Below are 21,843 nucleotides of genomic sequence, written 5' to 3'. Positions count from 1 at the left end.
ATCGCCGGACCCTCGGCGGCCACACGTCGAGCACGCGCGGGCGGCACCCGGCCCTTGCGGGCCTTCCTCGCGGCCCGTACCGCCGCGGGGTCTCCCGTGGTGCTCTCGCGAGGAAGGTCCGGCGCTGTGCGGGTCGCTTACCCGATGCCGCGGCCTCGTCGCAGCGAGAGGTTCCGCCACGCGACCACCCGTGGAACCCGAACCGGGGAACCGGATCAGCCGGTGGGAGTGTCGAGCTGGATCTCGGTGCGCAACGGGAGGTCCGCGACGCCGTGTCCGGCCAGCACGGTGAAGGTTCCCGGCTCGAAGCTCCAACCTCCCACCACGCGGTCCCAGTGGCGGAAGACCTCGGCCTCCAGCCGCACGGGGACCAGCGCTTGGGCACCGGCCGCCGCCTCGACCACGGCGAATCCGGCCAGCCACAGCTCTGGGCGGTCCACTTCGGATTCCGCGCGTCGGAGGTACAGCTGCACGACCTCCTTGCCGTGCCGCTCCCCGGTGTTGGTCAGCCCCACCTGGAACAGCACGTCGTCACCGGCCCGGAACCGCTCCGGGCCCAGCAGCGAGGTGTACTCCCATCGGGTGTAGCCCAGGCCGTGCCCGAAGGAGTAGGCGGGCCGCCGAGCCGATCGCCGCCACGCCCGGTACCCGATGTGCGGACCCTCGGCGTACTCCAGCCTGCCGTGGTCGGGCCGGGTATCCAGCACCGGGACGTCCCGCTGCCGCACCGGCCAGGTGCTCGGCAACCGCCCACCGGGCTCGCGATCCCCCAACAGCACGTCGGCCAGGGCGTTTCCACCCTCCTGCCCCGGAAACCAGCTCAGCAGGACGGCGGGTACCTCCTCGTGCCAGTCCAGCTCGACCGGGGCTCCGGAGTTCACCACGACCACGGTGTGCGGATTCGCCTCCGCCACCGCCCGGACGAGCTCGCGCTGGCCTCCCGGCAACTCGAGCGTATCCCTGTCCGAGCCCTCGCTCTCGGTCCGCGCGGTGGTGCCGACCACGATGACGGCGGCGTCGGCCTCGGACGCGGCGGCCACCGCCCCCGCGAACTCGGCCGCCGCATCGGCTGCCGGTTCGAACAGTCCCAACGTGACGGCGCCGAGCCATCCGCCGAGCACCCGGTGGGTGGCGAGCACGTCGACCGCGCTTCCCGCTTCGAGCTCCACCTCCGCCGTGGCGTGGGGCGGAGCGAGAACCGCCTCGGCCGGATCCGCTCTCTCCGGGCGGAGCGTCCGCTCCAGCACCACAGAACCGTCCACCTCCAGGCGATGCGGCCCCACACCGGCCACCCCGAGTTCGTGGGTCCCGCTCACGGTGGGCAGCACCGTGGTGCTGACCTCGACGGTCTCCACGCCCGACAGTTCGGCACCGGTCCACATCAGCCGGGCGGTGCCACGATTCTCGGCAGCAAGCACCTCACCGTGCGCGTCGCGGAAGCACACCCGAACCCCTCGCTGCCCCGTGACGGGGTTGGTCAGCATGTCGACGGGGACCGGTTCGAGTTCGTCGCGGAGGAACACACCTTCGCGGTGGACCACCTCGGTCGCGGAGCCGAGGGCGGTGCGCAGCCCCTCCAGCGGCGAAATCGCGTACTCCGGGACGACGCTGGAACTGCCACCGCCCTGCACCCGGGACGCCGAGGCGCTGGGACCGAGCACGGCCAACCTTCCCAGCCGGGAACGCCGCAGCGGAAGCAACTCGCCCTCGTTGCGCAGCAACACCATCGAGTCGGCGGCGGCGGACCGAAGGGCTCGGCTCCGGTCCACCTCCGGCAACCGGAGCCCGCGCGGGACCACGTCGTCCAGCGCGCCGACACGCGCCGCCAGCCGGATGATCCGGCGCACCTTGTCGTCGACGGCGGCTTCGGGGACCCGTCCGTCCCGGATCGCCGCGAGCAACGGTGCGCCCCACACCTCGGAAGGCCCCGGCATCGCGAGATCGTTGCCCGCCGCCGCGGCCTCCGTGGTGCGCACGGCGGTCCAGTCCGAAACCACCACACCGTCGAACCCCCACTCGGTGCGCAGCGGGTCTTCCAGTAGCGGGTGCTCGGTCATGGTGTGGCCGTTCACCCCGTTGTAGCCGGACATCACCAACCAGGCACCGGCGGCGACCGCGCGTTCGAACGGCGCCAGGTAGAGCTCTCGCAGGGTGCGTTCGTCCACTTCCACGTCCACCGTGTAACGCTCCGTTTCGGAGTCGTTGGCCACGTAGTGCTTCGCGGTGGCGGCGACCCCCGCGTCCTGCAGCGCGCCGATGTAGGCCCCGGCGATCCGCCCGGTAAGCAGCGGATCCTCGGAGAAGCACTCGAAGTGCCTCCCGCCCAGCGGACTGCGGTGCAGGTTGATCGTGGGCCCCAGCACCACGTCCACGCCCTTGCGCCGCGCTTCCGCGGCCAGAACCCGCGCCGAACCGACGACCGACTCCTCGTCCCAGGTGGCCGCGAGCGCCGTCGGTGAGGGCAGGCAGCTCGACGGGTCGCGCTCGTCCCAGAACTCACCGCGCACTCCCGAAGGCCCGTCCGAGAGGAACATGCCCCGCAGTCCGATCACGGGCTCGTCCGGGGTGTGCCAGAAACCGGCTCCGCTGATCAACCGGACCTTCCGCTCCAGGTCGAGCCGACCCAGTAACTCCTCCACGTGCTCCTGGGAGATGTGCGGTGGTTCCATGACACGCTCCTCGTCCGCTGCTCGGGACCGCTCTCGCAGCCCCGGAAGGTGTGGTCGGCGGAGCCCACGACACCGGTTCCTCCCAAAACCGGTCCGCCGGACAGCTCCACGCGCCACCCCGAGGCCCGTGGTAGTGCCGCGACTCCTCCCGCCGTCGATACCCCTCGGAGAGGAGATCCGCCAGTGGGCCTGGGCACCCCGCACGAACCGCGCCCCGGCAGGGTGCGGTGGTCACTTCCGAGAAGACGCCGGACGGCGTGGGGAGCCACTCATGGTCACCCCTCGCCGTGGCGGCGGTAGAAGTCCTTGAGCAGCTGGTGCGCCTTGCGAGTGGGAGAACCGGTTATCTCCACGCTCTCCGTGCCGAGCCGCAGGATCACACTGTCCTGATCGTGGCGACGCAACCACGACTGCACCAGGGCTACCATCTCCCTGACCCCCGAACCGGACAGCAGACCGCGTACCACGAACTCGCGCGTGTCCACCCGTCTGGCGCTGTGCTCCCCTGACGGGGAAGAACCACGGTGGCGTCGCTGCACTGACTCGATTCGCAGTCTGCGCAGTTCGTGTTCCAACGAACAAGTGAGTCGGTCCAGCACGGCACGGTCCGTCCCGTTCACCGGAACCAGCGTGAGCTCGATCGAATCGGCGTGATCCGTCATGCACTTCCAACTACGTTCGAGGATGCGAGCTCCTGTCTGGCTCGCCGGACTCGTCGCACGAGCGTACTGAAGCCGATCACGACACTGGCGTATCGAACCTCGAACATCATCCGTTCGGAGCACCGACGGTACGCCTTCGGTGCCGCGGGCACCTCCCCTACCGGGGCGCCCGACGGACCCGCGTGACCGCTCCGCCCGCGAACGGCGAAGCGGTGTGTTCACCAGCTAGTCCCGGAAGTGCCGGGGTTCGGCCACCCGCACACCGTCGAGGGAACGCACGAAGTCGGCGCCGAGGGCCGTCGCCGGTGTCAGCGCGCCGGGCGGCACCTCACCTGTCTCGAGCGCGGTGACCACGCGCAGCACCGAGTCCGCGGTCAGGTCGTAGGTGTCCGGTCCGATCAGGGCGGCGCTGACCGCGTTGCCCGCGGCATCACCCGCCTCGGCGTGGACCTCCACGTGGCTCGCCGACCTGCTGTCACGACCGGGGCCTCGCACGAGGGCGTCGATCGCGGTGTTGGCGAACCGCCGCACAGCGGATCTGCCCAGCACGTCACGCGATACCCGAGCCGCCCTCGGAGTCATCCGGCCGAGACCGGGAATCCCGGCGAAGGTCGTGATGTTGCCGATACCGGTTGTGCGGTAGGCCGTGGCCACGTCCCCCCAGGGCAGCGATGTGACGATCCGCTCGCCTCCGGGGAAGGTGACCGTACGTCTGCGCCATCCGACGGGCACCTCACGCAACCGGCCGTCCACTCGGGCCCTGCCTCCCAGTGCCACGCCCTCCAGCGCGCTCTTCAACGTCCCCGGGCTGATGCCGCCGGTGGTGGTGAACGCGAGGTCCAGATCGGTGGCCTCGGGCAGCTCGGCCGCGACCATGGCGGCCAGGCAGTCGGTCGGGACCACGTCGAAGCCCGCGCCTGGCAGCAGGGTCACTCCGGCGGCCCTGCTCTCGTCGTCCCGGGACAGGACGGCTTCGAGCACGTCGATCTCGCCGGTGATGTCCAGGTAGTGGGTGCCGGTCCGCAGGCAGGCTCCCACCATCGGTGCCGAGGTGGCGGAGAACGGCCCCGCGCAGTGCGCGACGACGTCGAACTCCCGCAGCGCCGCGTCGAGGCGGTGCGTGTCACGCAGGTCCAGCGTCCGGTACTCCAGGCCGAGCGGGACGGCGGTGGTGGCGAGTTTGCGGGGGTCGCGTCCGGCGAGCACCGGTTCGTACCCGCGCCGCACGGCGAGTTCCGCGATCAACCGTCCGGTGTAACCGGTGGCGCCGTAGAGCATCCAGACCATGGCCAGCCTCCGCGATCGACGGTCGGGGATCGACACGAACGGGACGCGAGTACCGTGCCGGGCTCGGTTCCGGGAACCTCCACCACATCGCGCCGGGCGACCAACCTACCCGATCGGGGGAAGCGAGGAAACGATCATCCATCCCCCGAAAACCGCGAACAGCGCGGCGGCCCCGTAGCGCACTGTCCGCGACGAGAGATGGCGCGCCAGCAGCAGTCCCACGCCGACGGCCAGCCCGTCGGCGACGACCATCCCCACCGTGGAGCCGAGCCAAGTGCCGAACCAGTCGTGACGGGTGGCCAGGGTGACGGTGGCCAGCATCGTCTTGTCCCCGAACTCGGCCAGCACGAAGGCCGTGGTGACGGCCAGCAGAGCCGCTCGCACTCCCCGGCGGGATGCGGTGTCGTGACGGGACTCGTCGAGTTCGTCGCCACGCAGCGTCCACACCGCGAACCCGAGGAAAGCCACCCCCGCGCCGAGAGCGACCCACTGGGTCGGCAGCGCGTTGCCTATCCCGAATCCCAGCGCCACGGAAATCGCGTGCACGAACAGCGTCGCCACACTGATTCCCACGAGCACCTGCCAGGCACGATACCTGGTCGCGAACGTCATGGCGAGCAGCTGCGACTTGTCGCCCAGCTCGGCGAGGAAAACAGCGACCGAACTCAGCGCGAAACTCACCAGCACGCGAACTCCACATTTCTCGTGACGGATCGGACACACCGCGCCCCCGAAAGCCGGAAGACCGCCGACCAGTCATCCCGAGACGGCAGAAACGGCTCAGAGCACCGCTCGACCAGCGCCGGACACGTTACCCGAATCATCTCCGAAATCAACGATAAATGTCACTCGCCACAATCACGATCAATTTCTGAGAACAACCAAACAATTGTTTCGTGACGACGAAAAAACTGTTTCACCGAAAGACACGAAAAAATGCGGAATCACATGACCGGTATTGCGTCTCCCCAATCGCCGCCACAAGAGTTCCGCGACGAGTCGGTGCCCTGGGGAGCTCTCCGCCGCCGTCTCGCCCGAAGTTCCCCGTATCACCGGGCCAGCTCCCTCGGGCAGGGGCGCACCGAGCGCGCCCCGCACCGCCCGAAGCGGCACGGCGGCGGGCTGGTCGCGATCGACGTGTACTCCCGCGCGGGCCGCCGCACTATCGGACTACCCGACCAGCTTGCCGAGATGCTCCGATGTCACCACGAGCGGCAGGAAGCCGAGCGCCAGCACGCGGACAGCGGCTGACACGGACCGGGACGCATCTTCACCCAGCAGCAAGGCCCCGCCCCCGCGACGGCGGCTACGCCGAACGTCGAACGGCGCCGGTCGGGCGTGACCACGAAACACCGCCACACGCACGTCACCGAAGACTCCGACGACGTCGCCGACCGATTTGACGCGTACTTCTGGGACCCCAATTGAGACCCTGACAGATCAGAAAAGCCACTCCGGACAAACAGGATCGGCTTCTGTGCAGGTCAACCGTGGTGGGCGCAGCTGGGCTCGAACCAGCGACCCCCTGCTTGTAAGGCAGGTGCTCTTCCACTGAGCTATGCGCCCCTCGACGATGGCCGACCGGTATCATACAGGTCGGCCATCGCGAGGTGTCACGCGGATACTTCCGCGAGCGCCTTCCGCCAGGCGTCCTGGTCGCGAGGCTCACCCGGCTGGTTCATCTCGGCGAACCGGACCTTGCCCTCGGTGTCGATGAGGAAGGTACCCCGGTTGGCCATGCCGGCCTGCTCGTTGAACACACCGTAGGCCTTGGCGACCTCACCGTGCGGCCAGAAGTCGGACAGCAGCGGGAAGGTGTAGCCCTCCTGCTCGGCCCATGCCTTCAGCGCGAACGAAGAGTCGACCGACACTCCGAGCACCTGGACACGGTCGTTCTGGAAGTCACCGAGATCGTCGCGGACCTGGCAGAGCTCACCCTGACAGACACCGCTGAAGGCGAACGGGTAGAAGACCAGCAACACGTTCTTGTCACCGCGGAAGTCCGACAGCGACACCTTCTCCTTGTTGTAATCCGGCAACGTGAAGTCCGGCGCTGTGGCACCGACCTCGAGCGTCATGCGCCCACCCTTCTGTTCGACGGCAGCTTTCCGGCGCCGAACCTACACCGACCGGGACGACGAGCGCACCGGTAGCCACCCGGTTACCGGCGCGTAAGGTCCTCACCGCTTGGTCTTGGCGGGCTTGCGGTAGGCCAGCCTGGTTCCGGTCCACTCGTCGCCGACGCTCAGGTTGGAGGTCTGCGCGAGATTGGACGTGGCGGCTGCTTCGGCGATGTCGCTGGGTTCGACGTGACCTTCACGGCCCGTCTTGGGGGTCATCACCCAGATGACACCTTCCTCGGCCAGTGGCGTCATGATGTCGAGAAGTGTGTCCGTAAGGTCGCCGTCTTCGTCACGCCACCACAGCAAGACGACATCGACCACTTCGTCGGCATCCTCGTCGAGCAGCTCGCCTCCGCAACGCTGCTCGATCGCTTCTCGGACGGTGTCATCGACATCCTCGTCCCAGCCGATCTCCTGCACCACCATGTCTGGCTCGATATCGAGCTTCTCGGCGACGTCGGTTTCGTTCTTACCGGCGTCTTCCGCGGCGACCACGGCTTTCTCACTCCTCCAATTCTCGTGTGCGCGGGCTGGACGACCACGCACGAGACAAGTTTGCACGATCTCGCCGTCAGCGAACACCGTCGAGCGGCATCCGCGCAACCGCAGATCGCACGATACGGCGTACCAACACTGGCAGTGACCGACCAGCGAACAACATCCGCCCCCGAATCCGACGGCGGCACCGCGCGCCCGTGCGGGTGCGCGCCCGCGTTCGGAACGCGGCGATCGCGCTGTTCGTTACGAGCCACGCCACGAGACTGACGGTACTCCGGCCCGCACACAACCCGGGCCGTATTCGTACTGAGGGGTAACTGTGTCGGTTCGCTCCCACGGAGCACGATGGGAGACGATGAGGCAGCCGGATTGGCGACCCTCCGGCGAGCACGCGCACGACGTCCTCGAGGAGATCCCCTTGACCCCGCACAACAACGAGACCGGCGGCGCGAACTCCCCGCAACGAGTGCGGGTGATCCGAAACGGCCTGGCCGCGCACCTACCGGACATCGCCCCCGACGAAACCGAGGAATGGCTCGAGTCGTTCAACTCGGTGCTGTCCGTGGCGGGCAAGCAGCGTGCCCGGTACCTGATGCTGCGCCTGCTGCAGCGCGCCGGGGAGACCGGAGTGGGCATCCCCTCCTTGACCAGCACCGACTACGTCAACACGATCCCCACCGAGCTGGAGCCCTGGTTCCCCGGCGACGAGGAGACGGAGCGCCGCTACCGAGCCTGGATGCGCTGGAACGCCGCGATGATGGTGCACCGCGCCCAACGCCCCGGCGTCGGCGTGGGCGGACACATCTCGTCCTTCGCCTCCTCGGCGAGTCTCTACGAGGTGGGGTTCAACTGGTTCTTCCGAGGTAAGGACGATCCGGGCGGCGGCGACCACCTCTACATCCAGGGGCACGCCTCCCCCGGCATCTACGCGCGGGCTTTCCTGGAGGGACGGCTCTCGGCCGACCAGCTCGACGGTTTCCGGCAGGAGTACTCCCACGCGGGACCGGGCGGGGGGCTGCCCTCCTATCCGCACCCCCGGCTGATGCCGGAGTTCTGGGAGTTCCCCACGGTCTCGATGGGCCTGTCGCCGATGAACGCGATCTTCCAGGCGAGGTTCAACCGCTACCTGCGCGACCGGGGCATCAAGGACACCAGCGACCAGCACGTCTGGGCCTTCCTGGGCGACGGCGAGATGAACGAGCCGGAGTCACGCGGGATGCTGCAGGTGGCGGCCAACGAGGGGTTGGACAACCTGACGTTCGTGGTCAACTGCAACCTGCAACAGCTGGATGGGCCGGTACGGGGCAACGGCAAGATCATCCAGGAGCTGGAGGCGTTCTTCCGGGGTGCCGGCTGGAACGTGATCAAGGTCATCTGGGGACGCGAGTGGGACTCACTGCTGCACGCCGACCGGGACGGTGCGCTGATCAATCTGATGAACAGCACGCCGGACGGGGACTACCAGACCTACAAGGCCAACGACGGCGCGTTCGTCCGCGAGCACTTCTTCGGTCGCGACCCACGCACCAAGGAGATGGTCAAGAACTTCACCGACGACCAGATCTGGGGGCTCCGCAGGGGCGGGCACGACTACCGCAAGCTCTACGCGGCCTACAAAGCGGCGATGGAGCACCACGGCCAGCCGACGGTCATCCTCGCGAAAACGATCAAGGGTTACGGCCTCGGAGCCCACTTCGAGGGTCGCAACGCCACGCACCAGATGAAGAAGCTCGCCCTGGACGACCTCAAGCTGTTCCGGGACAGCCTGCGCATCCCGATCTCGGACGCGCAGCTGGAGCGGGACCCCTACCTCCCGCCCTACTACCACCCGGGTGAGGACGCCCCGGAGATCCAGTACCTGCGGCAGCGCCGGAGCAGGCTGGGAGGCTACCTGCCGGAACGACGCACCCCGGCCAAACCGCTGGTGCTGCCCGGCGACAAAATCTACGACGTGGTGCGCCAGGGCTCGGGCAAGCAGGAAGTGGCGACCACCATGGCGTTCGTCCGGCTGCTCAAGGACCTCGCCAAGGACCCCGAGATCGGGCCGAGACTGGTGCCGATCATCCCCGACGAGGCGCGCACCTTCGGGATGGACTCTATGTTCCCCTCCCAGAAGATCTACAACCCCTCCGGACAGACCTACACCCCGGTGGACTACCAGCTGATGCTGGCCTACCGGGAGAGCGACCAGGGGCAGATCCTGCACGAGGGAATCAACGAGGCGGGGTCGGTGGCCTCGTTCACCGCGGCCGGGACGAGCTACGCCACCCACGGCGAACCCATGATCCCGATCTACATCTTCTACTCGATGTTCGGTTTCCAGCGCACCGGCGACGGGCTGTGGGCCGCGGGCGACCAGATGGCGCGGGGCTTCCTACTGGGAGCCACCGCGGGCCGCACCACTCTGGTCGGTGAGGGGCTGCAGCACGCGGACGGTCACTCGCAGCTGCTGGCCGCCACGAACCCGGGGGTGGTCTCCTACGACCCGGCGTGGGCGTTCGAGATCGCCCACATCGTCCGCGACGGCCTGCGCCGGATGTACGGGGAGCGGCCGGAGAACGTCTTCTACTACCTCACCGTCTACAACGAGCCCTATCAACAACCCGCCGAGCCGGAGGGGATCGACGTCGACGGCCTGCTTCGCGGCCTGTACCGCTACCAGCGGGCCGACGGCGAAGGGGGGCCGAGGGCTCAGCTGTTGACCTCCGGGGTCGCCATGCCGGAAGTCCTGCGCGCCCAGCGGCTGCTCGCCACCGAGTGGGGCGTGTCCGCCGACGTGTGGTCGGCGACCTCCTGGACGGAACTCCGTCGGGAAGCCGAGGCGGTGGACCGGGACAACCTGCTCCACCCGGAGGCCGAGCGACGCGAACCGTACGTGACCCGGGTCCTCCGGCCCGAGTCGGGGCCGGTGGTGGCGGTCAGCGACTGGATGCGTGCCGTACCGGACCTGATCCGTCCGTGGGTGCCCGGCGAGATGACCACGCTCGGTGCGGACGGGTTCGGGTTCTCCGACACCCGTCCGGCGGCACGACGGGTCTTCCTGGTGGACGCCGAGTCGACGGTGGTCGCCACGCTGGCCGCGCTGGCACGTCGCGGTGAGATCGACGAGTCCAGGGTGACCGAGGCGACCGCCCGCTACCGGTTGGACGACGCCCAGGCAGCCGGGCCGCAGACCTCGGAGTCCGGCGACGCCTGAGCCTCGGGTTCACGGGCGGCGGTCCCCGCCGCCCGTACCGGACCCGGTACCACTCGTGTGAACGCCCCGGGAACGGGCAGGGGCCGCCGACGATGGAACGGGGGCGCCCACGGCGGGCCTCTCCGCCACCCGCACCACGTGGGGCACGACGACCGTTCGCCCGAGGTCGCGGCGGCCCGCTCAACCGGCCCGCAGGGGTTCGTGACCGGTGGCCGTGCGGTCGCGGTGCCGCCGAGCGGTGCGCTGCCAGCTGAACCAGCCGTGCAACACCAGCGCCGCGAAAACCAGGTAGATCGCCGCGCTGAACCACAGACCGGACACGAGCTGCAACGGCACGCTGACCGCGTCCACGGCCAACCAGATCAGCCAGAACTCCACCAGACCCCGCCCCTGGGCCCAGAAAGCCACCACGGTGCCGACGAAGATCCAGGCGTCCGGCCAGGGCGCCCAGGAGGCGTCCAATCCCCGCAGCAACGCGCCGAACACGGCGGAGCCCAGCAACAGCGCGGCCAGGAGACTCCACCGCTCGCCGGCCGTGCCACGTCGCACGATCAGCCCATGCACCGCGTCACGGTGGCGGTACCAGGCGACCCAGCCGTACACCGAGATCAACATGATCACGACCTGCCGGAAGGCCATTCCACCCAACTCCGCGGCGGCGTAGACCGCGAACAGCAGCAGGGTGGCCAGAATCTGCACCGGCCACGTGGCCAGGGTGCGTCGTCGCGCGAGGAAGACCACCGCCAACGCGCACACCTGACCGACCAGTTCCGCCCAGGAGACCGACTGTCCGAAGACGACGACACCGTCGCTGAGCAACCACTCGGCGATCGCCCGCACTGCCCACTCCTTCCGAGACGTCCTTCGGGGACGCGAAGGGCAGCGACACCGGCCCGCGCGGCACGGCGGCCGAACGCGCTCGGCGTGCGCTTCCTCCCATCCGGACTTTCACCGTCGGTTCCGGAGTCTCACCGGATCGACCGGCCCACCGGGGGTGGGACGCGGTTCGCGGACTTTCACCGCCGGTTCGGACTTTCACCGAGCCCCGGAGCGCACGTTTTGCTCCTCGTGGTCAACGACAGCACTCCCCCGTGACTTCCACGAGCGGAATGTGCGGTGGAACACGGCGGACAGTTCGCACTGTCGAGGCCCCGTGTCCCCACGCGTAGACTGATGTCGCAACGCCACACCGCGCCCACCCGGTGACCGCGTCGTGGCGACGGCCCGTGAGCCGCCCGAGGAAATCACCACGCTTCACCCCGCCCGTGGAGCTCGCCGGCATCTCGTCTCCAGGGAGAGTCAGGTTGAACGACACCGACCGGGCGATTCTCGCCTTCGAGAACGAGTGGTGGCGCCATTCCGGCACCAAGGAGCGACACATCCAGGAGCGGTTCGGGCTCTCCGCCATTCGCTACTACCAGCGGTTGAACCGGCTGCTGGACGACCCGGAAGCGCTGGCCAGCTCCCCCACGCTGGTCAGCAGGTTGTTACGGCTCCGGGACGCCAGGGCTCGGCAGCGAGCAGCGGCGCTCGATGAAGAAGCCGAGAACCCGGAACGGTTCCGCTGACTCGCCCCACGGCGGAGTATGCGGGTTTCCCCCGATTCGACCTCCCACCGGGAACCGGCTCGGGACTCCCGGCGCGGTACCACCCAGCACCCGGTGTCCGGGAAACCGTGCGAGGCTGGTCGGCATGGCGGGCGAGAACGCAGCGAACTCCCCCGGCGCGGCGGCGCCGAGGACGGAGCGCACCGAACTGTCGGCCAGGACCCTGCGGAAACTGGAACGCGCCTCGGGAGGACTGGCCACCGCGAGCATCAACGCCATGGAACAGCGGCTGTCCTGGTTCTCACGGCTTCCCGCCGACCAGCGCTCCAACGTGCTGCTGGTGACCCAGACCGGGGTCTCCAACTTCGTCTCCTGGCTGCAGGACCCCTCCGAGTCCATCAGGCTCACCGCGGAGGCATTCCGGGCCGCCCCCAGGGACCTGTCGCGGTGGATAAGCCTGCGGCAGACACTGGAGATGGTGCGCACCGCCATCGACGTCTTCGAGCAGCAGCTGCCCGACCTGGCCGAGGACGATCAGGAACGAATCCTGCTCACGGAGTCGATACTTCGCTACACCCGCGAGATCGCGTTCGCGGCGGCGACCTCGTACGCGGCGGCCGCGGAGGCCAGAGGGGCCTGGGACGCACGACTCGAAGCGCTGGTCGTGGACGGGATCGTGCGAGGTGACACCGAGGAGTCACTGCTCTCCAGAGCGGCGGCGCTGGGCTGGGAACCGTCCTCGGAAGCCACCGTGATGGTCGGCAGCGCTCCCTCCGACGATCCTCCGACGATCGTATACCAGGTGCGCAGCAGGGCCGCCCGAGCGGGCCGATCGGTGCTGCTCGGGGTGCAGGGAAGCAGGCTGGTGGTGGTGTTCGGCGAGGCCTCGGACGGCCGCGCGGCACGGGAACCGGCGGGCATCATGGCCGAGGCGTTCGAGGACGGGCCGGTGGTCATCGGCCCGACGGTGCCCAGCCTCGCCGAGGCCCACCGCTCCGCGGCCGACGCCATGTCGGGGCTGCGCGCCGTGGTGGCCTGGCCGGAAGCCCCTCGGCCGGTCGCTTCGGAGGACCTGCTCCCGGAACGGGCGCTGGCCGGTGATCCCGAGGCGGAACGACTGCTGGTCGACACGATCGTGTTACCGCTGAACGAGGCGGGCGGCACCCTGCTGGAGACGCTGGACACCTACCTGGAGCTCGGCGGGGTGCTGGAGAGCTGCGCGCGAAAGCTGTACGTGCACCCCAACACGGTTCGCTACCGGCTGCGCCGCATATCCGAGGTGACCGGGCGCAGCCCGACCACTCCCCGAGGGGCGCACACCCTGCGGGTGGCGCTCGGGGTGGGCAGGCTGGTCAAGTCGCGCGGGGTGTGGTGAGAGGCGCGGCGAGTCGCCGAGGGCTCAGCTCACGAAGTCCAGCGCCCGGCTCTCCGGAACGACACGCCGACCCGGCGAGGCCCGCCCGACGTCGTCGCCTCCGCCCACACCCGAAGCAGGTTATCGCGACGGGCGATCTCCGGTGGTTGGTTCGCGGACGAAAGCGCCGTAGGCTGGCTCACGCCCGCCGCCGGAAGAACGCACGATTGATCCGGTTGTCACCCACCGGTCACAATCCACAACGGCGACCACACCCACTTGGCACTATCGGCGGATAAGTCTTTGTAGGTTTTCCACAAAAAATCGACACTGTCTTCGTTGATGTCAGCATCACGTCACCCCGGCTCCGACGTGTTCAGTGATGGGTGTGATCGCGCTGCTAGCCCCCGGCCAAGGCGCCCAGGCGCCAGGCATGCTCCAACCGTGGCTGGAACTGAACGGAACCGAGCGACGCCTGACCGAGTGGTCCGAGGCCACCGGTCTCGATCTCGTGCGGCTCGGCACCACCGCCGACGCCGAGGAGATCAAGGACACTTCGGTCACCCAACCACTCGTGGTGGCCAACACGTTGCTCGCGGCCGAAGAGCTGTGGCGACGCCACCCGGACCTCCCCCTCGACGCACCGGTCGCCGGCCACTCGGTGGGTGAGCTCGCCGCCGCCGCCATCGCCGGCGTGCTGAGCTTCGAGGACGCGATGTCGCTGGCGGCGGTGCGCGGCAGGGAGATGGCCGCCGCCTGCGCCGCGGAGCCCACGTCGATGTCGGCGGTGCTGGGCGGTGAGCAGGACGAGGTACTGGACCGGCTGGAGCGGCTCGGGCTTCGTCCGGCCAACCGGAACGGCGCGGGCCAGATCGTGGCCGCGGGCCGCGAGGAAGCCCTGGCCGAGCTGGCGGAGAACCCCCCGGAGAACAGCAGGGTACGACCGCTGGCGGTGGCCGGCGCGTTCCACACCGAGTTCATGGCACCCGCGCGCGAGGCGCTGCGGGTGCACGCGGACAAGCTCTCCGTCTCCAACGCCGGACGCGCCATGCTGTCGAACGCCGACGGCGCGGCGGTCACCGATGGCGACGAGATACTGCACCGGCTGATCGAACAGGTCGTTCGGCCGGTGCGGTGGGATTCCTGCATGACCACGCTCGGCGAGCTCGGTGTCACCGCCACGATCGAGTTTCCGCCCGCGGGAACCCTGTCGGGCATGATCCGTCGTGATCTCAAGGGCACCAAGACGGTGCCACTGAAAAGCCCCGCCGACCTGGACAAGGTCGCGGAAGTACTGGCCGAACACGGCCGGGCCGATTCCGGGAGCGATTCGTGAGCAAACCTTCGACGTTGCGCCAGAGCAGCGGTCCCGCGGCCACCCGGGTCCTCGGCTTCGGCAGCACGCAGGGAAACCGGGTCGTCACCAACGACGATCTGACCCGCTACGTGGAGACCAGCGACGAGTGGATCCAGCAACGGGTGGGTATCGTCAGCCGCAGGCTCGGTGAGGACGACCAGACGGTCGTGAGCATGGCGGTCGAGGCCGGTTCCAAGGCGGTCGCCGACGCGGGGCTCTCCCCCGCCGACGTGGACCAGGTCATCATCGCGACCTGCACCATGCCGGGCCCCATCCCGAACGCCGCGGCCCAGGTCGCCGACCGGATCGGGATAACCGCCCCCGGCGCGTTCGATCTCAACGCGGCCTGCGCGGGATTCTGCTACGCCCTCAGCACGGCCTCGGACTTCATCCGGGCGGGTTCGGCGCGGCGCGTACTGGTGATCGGTGCCGAGCGTTTCCAGGAGTGGCTGGACTGGGAGGACCGGGCCAACTGCATCATCTTCGCCGACGGCGCGGGCGCGGCGGTCGTCGGCCCGGCCGAGACACCGGCGATCGGCCCGGCAGCGCTGGGCAGCGCCGGTGACATGGTGGAGACCATCTACCTGCGGGAGAACCGCTACATTTACCAGGAAGGGCAGACCGTGTTCCGCTGGGCGACCTCGGAGGTCGCGCCGGTGGCTGCCCGTGCGGTGGAACAGGCCGGACTAAGTTTGTCCGATGTGGATGCTCTGGTCGCGCATCAGGCGAACCTGCGAATCGTCGAGGCCGTGGCGAAGAAACTGCGACAACAGGGAGCCCGTGACGATCTCGTCGTGGCTCGTGACATCGTGCATTCCGGCAACACGTCGGCCGCGTCGATCCCCCTCGCGATCGATCACATGCGATCAGCGGGGGAGATCAACAGCGGTGACGTGCTGCTCCTGGTCGGCTTCGGGGCGGGCCTGTCCTACGGCGGCCAGGTAATCATCTGTCCGTGATCGACCGATCACCGACCGGCGGGAACCGGGCGGTGGCATCGAGCGAATCGAAGCAGGAAGGAAACGAACGTGGCGAACGAGGAAATCACTTCGGGCCTGGCGAGCATCGTCGAAGAGGTCGCCGGGGTCGACGCGGAGGAAGTGTCCGTCGAGAAGTCCTTCGTCGACGACCTGGACATCGACTCGCTGTCCATGGTGGAGATCGCCGTCCAGGCCGAGGACAAGTTCGGGGTCAAGATCCCCGACGATGAACTGGCCAACCTCAAGACCGTGGGCGATGCGGTGGACTACATCGTCAAGAACGCATGACGACCAAGGACGTTGTGATCACCGGGATGGGCGCGACGACTCCGCTCGGCGGGGACGTCGCGTCCACCTGGGACGGTTTGCTGAACGGTGCGAGCGGTAGCCGCACGATCGACGCCGACTGGGTGGACACCTACGAGCTCCCCAGCCGGATCGCCGCTCCGCTGGCCGTGGAACCCAGCGAGGTGTTGCCACGGGTCCGGCTGCGGCGCATGGACCGCTGCGAGCAGATCGCGCTCATCGCGGCACATCAGGCGTGGAACGACGCGGGCTTCGAACTGCCCTCCGAGGAGGAGCAGCCGGTCGACCCCGACCGGCTCGGCGTTTCGATCGGCACCGGCATCGGCGGACCGACCACACTGCTGGACCAGCACGACACGTTGAAGTCCCAGGGGCTGCGCAAGGTTTCCCCGCTGACCGTGCCGATGCTCATGCCGAACGGGCCGGCCGCCCACGTGAGCCTGGAGCTCAAGGCCCGTGCGGGGGTGCACTCCCCCGCCGCGGCGTGCGCTTCGGGTGCCGAGGGCCTGGCCACCGGTATGGACATGATCCGGTCCGGCCGGGCGGACGTGGTCGTCGCCGGAGGCGCCGAAGCGTGCATCCACCCGATCACGGTCGCGGGTTTCGCGCAGTCCCGCACGCTGAGCACCCGCAACGACGAGCCGGAGCGCGCCTCCCGGCCCTTCGACGTCGACCGTGACGGTTTCGTCATGGGCGAAGGCGCCGGGGTCGTGGTGCTGGAGAGCGCCGAACACGCGGCGGCACGCGGCGCCAGGGTCTACGGACGGCTGGCCGGGGCGGGTATCACCGCCGATGCCTACCACATCACGGGCTTCCACCCGGACGGCCTCGGACAGATCAACGCGATCAACGCGGCCATCGGAACAGCGGGACTGTCCACCACGGACATCGGGCACGTCAACGCGCACGCCACCTCCACGGTGGTCGGCGACGTCGGCGAGGCCGCCGCCATCCGCAAGGCGCTGGGCGACGACGTGGTGCTCACCGCCCCCAAGGGCGCACTGGGACACCTGGTCGGCGGGGCCGGCGCCGTGGAGAGCATCGTCACTGTCCTGTCGCTGTACCACGGAGTGGTTCCACCCACCTGCAACCTCGAGAACCCCGACCCCAAGGTCGAACTCGAGGTCGTCGGGGGCGAACCGCGCGAGATGAGCTCGACCGCCGCCGTCAACGACGCCTTCGGGTTCGGGGGCCACAACGTCGCGCTGGCCTTCACCCGCGATTGAGGCGTCCACGAGCGCGGTGTTCGACGGTCAGCACCGTCGTGCCCGTGCTCCGGGTGATGACGACCCCGACCCTGACACCGTCCCACCTCGACACCGGAGAATCCCGTGACAGCAGTGGCGTCTCATTCCGAAACCTCGGGGACAGACTGGGATCCCCGTGACCCCGAACTGCGGCTGTCGCAGTTGCTGGACACCGAATCGGTCGTCCCGCTGTACCAGCGGGACGACAGTGGAGTGCTGGCCGTGCGAGGCCGGATCGACGGTTCACCGGTCGTCGCCTACTGCACGGACGGGACGGTCAAGGGCGGGGCGATGGGCAGCGCGGGATGCGCCCGCATCGTGGCCGCTATCGACACCGCCGTAGCCGAGGGCTGTCCAGTGCTGGGCGTGTGGCACTCCGGCGGTGCGCGGCTGCCGGAGGGCGCCGAGGCGCTGGACGCGGTCGGCCAGGTGTTCGCGGCGATGATCCGGGCTTCCGGGCGCGTTCCGCAGATCTCGGTGGTGCTCGGCCCAGCCGCGGGCGGGGCGGCCTACGGACCGGCACTGACGGACGTGGTCATCATGGCCCCGTCGGGAAGGGTGTTCGTCACCGGCCCGGACGTGGTGCGCAGCGTGACCGGCGAGCAGATCGACCAGGAAGGGCTCGGCGGGGTGGACGCCCACGGCACCAAGTCGGGAGTGGTGCACGTGGTCGCCTCGGACGAACCGGACGCCTACGAGCGGGCCCGCCGGGTGACCGGTCTGCTGGCCGACCAGGGCGACTTCGACCTCGGCACCACCGGGAGCGGCCGGGAAGATCCGGGGGCACTGCTACCCGAGACAGCACGGCGGGCCTACGACGTCAAACCGGTGATCCGGAGAATCCTCGACACCGACGTCTCGGAGGAAGCCGTCTTCGAGGAACTGCAGGCGGAGTGGGCCCCGAACATCGTCACCGGTCTGGGCAGGCTCGGAGGGCGGTCAGTGGGCGTGCTGGCCAACAACCCGATCCGCAAGGGCGGTTGCCTGGACTCGCTGTCCGCCGAGAAGGCAGCGCGTTTCGTGCGGATGTGCGACTCGTTCGGCATCCCGCTGGTGGTGCTGGTCGACGTTCCCGGCTACCTGCCCGGCGTGGACCAGGAGTGGGGCGGCGTGGTGCGCCGCGGTGCGAAACTGCTGCATGCCTTCGGTGAGGCCGTGGTTCCCCGGGTCACCCTCATAATGCGCAAGTCCTACGGCGGTGCCTACATCGCCATGAACGCCCGCTCCCTCGGCGCCACCACCGTGTTGGCCTGGCCGCAGGCCGAGATAGCGGTGATGGGGGCCCGCGCAGCGGTGGGCGTACTGCACCGCAAGGAGATCGCGGCCGCCCCCGAGGAGGAGCGGGAGGCGCTGCAGGACCGATTGGCCGAGGAACATCAGCGCGTCTCGGGCGGTGTCGATCGTGCCAAGGCCATCGGCGTGGTCGATGAGGTGATCGAAACCGCCGACACGCGCGAAAGCCTGACCCGCGCGCTTCACGAGGCCGAACCACGGCGCGGCGCTCACGGCAACATCCCGCTGTAGCGCCGTGACCGGGGCACAATGGAACCGCCCGGGTACGAACCGGTGCCGGCCACCGGTTCGTACCCGGCCACGTTCGTTCCGGCGCGCGTGCGGTAGCCCCCGGAACATCCGTGGCGTACCCGCGCACCTCGCCTCCGGCGATTGTCGTCAGCCGTCCTCACAGCGCCGTGGCAACGAGCTGTCGGGCAGCCCCTGGCCGAGCCGCAACCGCCCGTCCTCGGGAGCGAGCCGGTAGACGACCCGCCAGCGCAGGCACTCGGCGGGCACGGACTTGGGCGCGTGCCCCCGGTCCTGCGTGCTGATGAACGACATGACCACGCGCAGGGTCCTCCCCGGGCCGGGAACGATCCGGTGGACCTCGATCGTGCCGTCCTCGGTGGTGCGGTACTCCTGCAACCACTGCCCCAAGGGCTGGTTGATCCGCTTGGCACGCACCACTGTCCTCCGCCACTTGGGGTAGTCGCTCTCGTTGATCGCGTCGAAGTGCCGCTGCAACAGATCCCGCACGGACTCCGAGTCCGGATGCCGCTGGGCGGCCTCGCTGAGCATCACGCTTTCGAGCCCCGGAGGGTCCGGGACAGGGCTGGGCACGGTCGAGGTCTCGGGAAGCGGTTCGGCAGCCTGTTCCATGGCGGTGTAGAGGTGTCGTGCGAACAAACCACCCGCCACGGCGCCCAGCAACGCCACTGCTGTGAGTGGCACCGCCCACAGCAGCACTTTCCGGCGGGAGGAAGAGGATTTCGACGGCACGCCCTGAGCGTGCCATACGGCGGACCATCACCCGTTCGAGACCGAGTCCGAACGAGTCTCTCCAGTCAGGATGCCGGGAGGCGCGTGTCGGAGCCCACCGCCACCTATCGGCCGAGCCCGAGATCAGGAGGCCAGGCCGACGTGGCACCTCAGGTGCTCTCGAGGCACTACTGGACAGCGCGGATGATGCCGCGCTGGATCGCGGTGGTTATGGCCGCCGTGCGGTTGTCCACTCCGAGCTTGTCGAAGATGTGCACCAGGTGCGTTTTGACTGTCGCCTCGCTGATGAAAAGTTCACGGGACAGCGACCTGTTGGACAGCCCCTGCCCCAACAGCCGCAGTATCTCCACCTCACGTGGGCTCAGGGATTCCTCGGGGCCGCGCAGCCTGTCGAACAGCCGGGCGGCGACGTTCGGTCCCAGCGCCGTTTCCCCCCGCGCCGCCGAACGGACCGCTTCGACCAGCTGCTCCGGCGGTGAGTCCTTGAGCATGTACCCCGTGGCACCGGCCTCGACCGCGGCGAGGATGTCCGCGTCGGTCTCGTAGACGGTGAGTACCAGCACGGCCGGAGGCTCGGGCAGGGAGGTGATGCTCCTGGTGGCGGTGACCCCGTCCATCCCCCCACCCATCCGCAGATCCATCAGCACGACGTGAACGCTCGTCGCGGCCAACACCTCCAGTGCCTCCCGACCATCGGCCGCTTCGGCCACGACCAGCGTGTCGGAGCGCTCGTCGAACATGGCCCGCAAGCCGCGGCGGACGACGGGGTGATCGTCGACCAGCAACAACCGCAGGGGCTCGTTCACCTGGTCACCTCCTCGCGCAGCGGGAGCCGGATCGCCACGGCGGTACCGTCCCCGGTGCTCTCCACCTCCAGCTCGCCACCCAACCGATCGATCCGCTCACGCAACGACGGCAGGCCGAACCCCGTCCCGTCCGCTCGCGGAGCTCGTGCCCGTTCCGGATCGAATCCGACGCCGTCGTCGTAGACGTCCAGCGTCACCTCGGTCCGCAGGTATCCGAGCGTGACCGTCACCGAATCGGCACCGGCGTGCTGGACCACGTTGGCCAGGCTCGCCTGCGCGGCGCGCAGCAGGGCCACCTCGTACTCGGCGGGCAGGGTGACAGCGGTGCCGTCGATCCGCGACCGGCAACGCAGCCCGGACTCGCGTTCGACTCGTTCGCACAGCCTGCGCAGCGCCTCGGGAAGACCGGCATCGTCCAGGGCCGGCGGGCTGAGCTTGCGGACGAACCCACGTGCCTCGGCAAGATTCTCCGAAGCCGTGTCACGCGCCTCGACCAGGTGTCCCCGGGCTGTGGTCGCCTCGGCGGGCAACGCGGCCTCGGCGGCCCGGAGCAACAGGACCACGCTGGAGAGCCCCTGCGCTATCGTGTCGTGGATCTCCCTGGCGAGCCGTTCCCGTTCGGCCGCCACCCCGGCCTCGTGCTGGGAGGCGGCGAGTTGCGAGCGCGTCCGCCGAAGGTCCTCGATCAGACGGCGACGCTGCTGGCTCTCCTCGTGAACGGCCGCGTAACCCCACGCCACGAGCACGGCGAAGCCCGCCCCCAGACTCGGCCCGAGCACCATCGCGACGCTGAATTCCTCGGCGTGCACCAGCTGAGTGGTGATCACCGCCCCCGTCAGAACCGCCACAGCGAGGATCGCGTGCGCTCTGCGCAACAAGTGCATGTGCAGGAAGAACAGCGGAAAGGCGATCCACGAGAAGTCCGGGCTGGCGACCAGCAGCGCAGCCCACAGCCCGGTCACGCCCGCCAACCAGAGCAGCGCGGCCCGGCGGTCGTGCGCGACCCGACGGGGCAGCGCACCCACCGCGTAGAGCACCGCCAGCGTCACCACCCCCAGCAGGGCCGGCATCGTGCCGCCGTCGAGGTGGTGCGTGGCGAACAACCGGGCGGTGGCCACCGCCAACAGCAGGTAGAAACCCACGTGCAGGGCGGTGCGCAGCACCCGCAGCACCACGGATTCGCTGGGGTCGTGCCCGCTCAACGTCGCGTTCCCCTCCATCGGAGCAGCTCGGCCGTTCGTGAGACGTGAGGAGCTCTCGGCAGCGCCGTGTCGGCTGCGCCGCTCCCGTCTCCGTGCTTCGGGAACGGACCGGAACCGGTTACGGCGGTCTCGGAGCATCGGGGGGCTCCCCCGCCCGGTGGGCGACGGCCACCACGCCGAGACGGCGCCGAGAGGGGCACCGATCCGAAGGAGGCGGGTACCTGTCGAACGGCTGGTCGCCCCGCCCGAGGGCTCCTGGGAGTCCAGTATCCACGCGTCGGTCGAGCTCGGCATCAATCGAACGGTTGACTTCCGTCTCCGACGAACGACACCCG

General features: G+C 69.2%; 19 protein-coding genes, 1 tRNA gene and 1 riboswitch. Of the genes, 9 read left to right on the top strand and 11 right to left on the bottom strand.

The features are described 5' to 3' along the window. Positions 1–215: 215 nt before the first annotated feature. The 4 genes from BLQ75_RS11590 to BLQ75_RS11575 all read right to left on the bottom strand — a co-directional run bounded on the left by BLQ75_RS11590 (position 216) and on the right by BLQ75_RS11575 (position 5,305). Complete coding sequence (locus BLQ75_RS11590) at positions 216–2,669, bottom strand: beta-glucosidase H (RefSeq protein ID WP_092601484.1); 2,454 nt, start codon at positions 2,667–2,669, stop codon at positions 216–218. A 275-nt stretch (positions 2,670–2,944) separates the two neighbouring features. Further along, positions 2,945–3,331, bottom strand: coding sequence for a hypothetical protein (locus BLQ75_RS11585; protein ID WP_092601482.1), 387 nt, complete (start codon positions 3,329–3,331; stop codon positions 2,945–2,947). A gap of 225 nt (positions 3,332–3,556) precedes the next feature. Next, positions 3,557–4,654, bottom strand: a complete 1,098-nt coding sequence (locus tag BLQ75_RS11580) for a saccharopine dehydrogenase family protein (protein ID WP_244515455.1) — start codon at positions 4,652–4,654, stop codon at positions 3,557–3,559. 69 nt (positions 4,655–4,723) lie between these two features. Next, a complete protein-coding gene (locus tag BLQ75_RS11575) occupies positions 4,724–5,305 on the bottom strand; it encodes a TMEM165/GDT1 family protein (RefSeq protein ID WP_092601478.1) in 582 nt (193 codons plus the stop codon). A gap of 261 nt (positions 5,306–5,566) precedes the next feature. On the opposite strand from BLQ75_RS11575, the gene BLQ75_RS11570 reads away from it, so the two are divergent. After that, entirely contained in the window at positions 5,567–5,869 is a 303-nt protein-coding gene (locus BLQ75_RS11570; RefSeq protein WP_092601476.1) for a hypothetical protein, read from the top strand. Positions 5,870–6,109: 240 nt separating this feature from the next. On the opposite strand, the gene BLQ75_RS11565 is transcribed toward BLQ75_RS11570, so the two are convergent. The 3 genes from BLQ75_RS11565 to BLQ75_RS11555 form a co-directional block, all read right to left on the bottom strand. Next, positions 6,110–6,184 (bottom strand) — tRNA-Val (locus BLQ75_RS11565). A 47-nt stretch (positions 6,185–6,231) separates the two neighbouring features. Then, positions 6,232–6,696: a peroxiredoxin gene (locus BLQ75_RS11560; protein WP_043577428.1), complete on the bottom strand. Its 465-nt coding sequence runs from the start codon at positions 6,694–6,696 to the stop codon at positions 6,232–6,234. A 102-nt stretch (positions 6,697–6,798) separates the two neighbouring features. After that, entirely contained in the window at positions 6,799–7,236 is a 438-nt protein-coding gene (locus BLQ75_RS11555; protein WP_092601474.1) for a DUF3052 domain-containing protein, read from the bottom strand. Between the two features lie 358 nt (positions 7,237–7,594). On the opposite strand from BLQ75_RS11555, the gene aceE reads away from it, so the two are divergent. Next, positions 7,595–10,435, top strand: coding sequence for a pyruvate dehydrogenase (acetyl-transferring), homodimeric type (gene aceE, locus BLQ75_RS11550; RefSeq protein ID WP_092601472.1), 2,841 nt, complete (start codon positions 7,595–7,597; stop codon positions 10,433–10,435). Positions 10,436–10,615: 180 nt separating this feature from the next. On the opposite strand, the gene BLQ75_RS11545 is transcribed toward aceE, so the two are convergent. Further along, a complete protein-coding gene (locus tag BLQ75_RS11545) occupies positions 10,616–11,275 on the bottom strand; it encodes a nicotinamide mononucleotide transporter family protein (protein WP_092601470.1) in 660 nt (219 codons plus the stop codon). Positions 11,276–11,359: 84 nt separating this feature from the next. Continuing rightward, a riboswitch (FMN riboswitch) is annotated at positions 11,360–11,491 on the bottom strand. Between the two features lie 248 nt (positions 11,492–11,739). Between BLQ75_RS11545 and BLQ75_RS11540 the strand changes: the two genes are divergently transcribed. From BLQ75_RS11540 to BLQ75_RS11510, 7 genes are all read left to right on the top strand, one after another. Beyond that, a complete protein-coding gene (locus BLQ75_RS11540; RefSeq protein ID WP_092601468.1) occupies positions 11,740–12,003 on the top strand; it encodes a DUF3263 domain-containing protein in 264 nt (87 codons plus the stop codon). A gap of 124 nt (positions 12,004–12,127) precedes the next feature. Further along, positions 12,128–13,357, top strand: coding sequence for a PucR family transcriptional regulator (locus BLQ75_RS11535; protein ID WP_170837441.1), 1,230 nt, complete (start codon positions 12,128–12,130; stop codon positions 13,355–13,357). A 367-nt stretch (positions 13,358–13,724) separates the two neighbouring features. Next, positions 13,725–14,672, top strand: coding sequence for an ACP S-malonyltransferase (locus BLQ75_RS11530; RefSeq protein ID WP_170837440.1), 948 nt, complete (start codon positions 13,725–13,727; stop codon positions 14,670–14,672). Then, entirely contained in the window at positions 14,669–15,652 is a 984-nt protein-coding gene (locus tag BLQ75_RS11525) for a beta-ketoacyl-ACP synthase III (RefSeq protein ID WP_092601464.1), read from the top strand. The genes BLQ75_RS11530 and BLQ75_RS11525 overlap by 4 nt, the downstream gene beginning before the upstream one ends. Before the next feature lie 69 nt (positions 15,653–15,721). After that, a complete protein-coding gene (locus BLQ75_RS11520; protein WP_043577423.1) occupies positions 15,722–15,961 on the top strand; it encodes an acyl carrier protein in 240 nt (79 codons plus the stop codon). Continuing rightward, entirely contained in the window at positions 15,958–17,205 is a 1,248-nt protein-coding gene (locus BLQ75_RS11515) for a beta-ketoacyl-[acyl-carrier-protein] synthase family protein (protein WP_092601462.1), read from the top strand. The genes BLQ75_RS11520 and BLQ75_RS11515 overlap by 4 nt, the downstream gene beginning before the upstream one ends. A gap of 114 nt (positions 17,206–17,319) precedes the next feature. Beyond that, positions 17,320–18,750: an acyl-CoA carboxylase subunit beta gene (locus BLQ75_RS11510; protein ID WP_342028300.1), complete on the top strand. Its 1,431-nt coding sequence runs from the start codon at positions 17,320–17,322 to the stop codon at positions 18,748–18,750. A 147-nt stretch (positions 18,751–18,897) separates the two neighbouring features. Here BLQ75_RS11510 and BLQ75_RS11505 read toward each other — a convergent pair whose 3' ends face one another. The 3 genes from BLQ75_RS11505 to BLQ75_RS11495 all read right to left on the bottom strand — a co-directional run bounded on the left by BLQ75_RS11505 (position 18,898) and on the right by BLQ75_RS11495 (position 21,526). Beyond that, the gene (locus BLQ75_RS11505; protein WP_092601458.1) at positions 18,898–19,500 is read right to left on the bottom strand and encodes a hypothetical protein; all 603 of its coding nucleotides are present in this window, start codon (positions 19,498–19,500) and stop codon (positions 18,898–18,900) included. 167 nt (positions 19,501–19,667) lie between these two features. Continuing rightward, complete coding sequence (locus BLQ75_RS11500) at positions 19,668–20,306, bottom strand: response regulator (protein WP_092601456.1); 639 nt, start codon at positions 20,304–20,306, stop codon at positions 19,668–19,670. Next, entirely contained in the window at positions 20,303–21,526 is a 1,224-nt protein-coding gene (locus BLQ75_RS11495; RefSeq protein WP_170837439.1) for a sensor histidine kinase, read from the bottom strand. Before BLQ75_RS11495 ends, BLQ75_RS11500 begins: the two co-directional genes overlap by 4 nt. Between the last annotated feature and the right edge of the window lie 317 nt (positions 21,527–21,843).

This window comes from Actinopolyspora xinjiangensis, assembly GCF_900104475.1.
GTDB lineage: Bacteria > Actinomycetota > Actinomycetes > Mycobacteriales > Pseudonocardiaceae > Actinopolyspora > Actinopolyspora xinjiangensis.
The sequence above is the reverse complement of the archived record's forward strand: the minus strand, read 5'-3'. Positions and strand labels throughout refer to the sequence as shown.

What these genes read in the sequence shown, in the direction of transcription:
- BLQ75_RS11590 (WP_092601484.1), bottom strand. Translation starts at nt 2,669, where the DNA reads ATGGAACCACCGCACATCTCCCAGGAGCACGTGGAGGAGTTACTGGGT.
- BLQ75_RS11585 (WP_092601482.1), bottom strand. Translation starts at nt 3,331, where the DNA reads ATGACGGATCACGCCGATTCGATCGAGCTCACGCTGGTTCCGGTGAAC.
- BLQ75_RS11570 (WP_092601476.1), top strand. Translation starts at nt 5,567, where the DNA reads ATGACCGGTATTGCGTCTCCCCAATCGCCGCCACAAGAGTTCCGCGAC.
- BLQ75_RS11560 (WP_043577428.1), bottom strand. Translation starts at nt 6,696, where the DNA reads ATGACGCTCGAGGTCGGTGCCACAGCGCCGGACTTCACGTTGCCGGAT.
- aceE (WP_092601472.1), top strand. Translation starts at nt 7,595, where the DNA reads ATGAGGCAGCCGGATTGGCGACCCTCCGGCGAGCACGCGCACGACGTC.
- BLQ75_RS11535 (WP_170837441.1), top strand. Translation starts at nt 12,128, where the DNA reads ATGGCGGGCGAGAACGCAGCGAACTCCCCCGGCGCGGCGGCGCCGAGG.
- BLQ75_RS11515 (WP_092601462.1), top strand. Translation starts at nt 15,958, where the DNA reads ATGACGACCAAGGACGTTGTGATCACCGGGATGGGCGCGACGACTCCG.
- BLQ75_RS11495 (WP_170837439.1), bottom strand. Translation starts at nt 21,526, where the DNA reads ATGGAGGGGAACGCGACGTTGAGCGGGCACGACCCCAGCGAATCCGTG.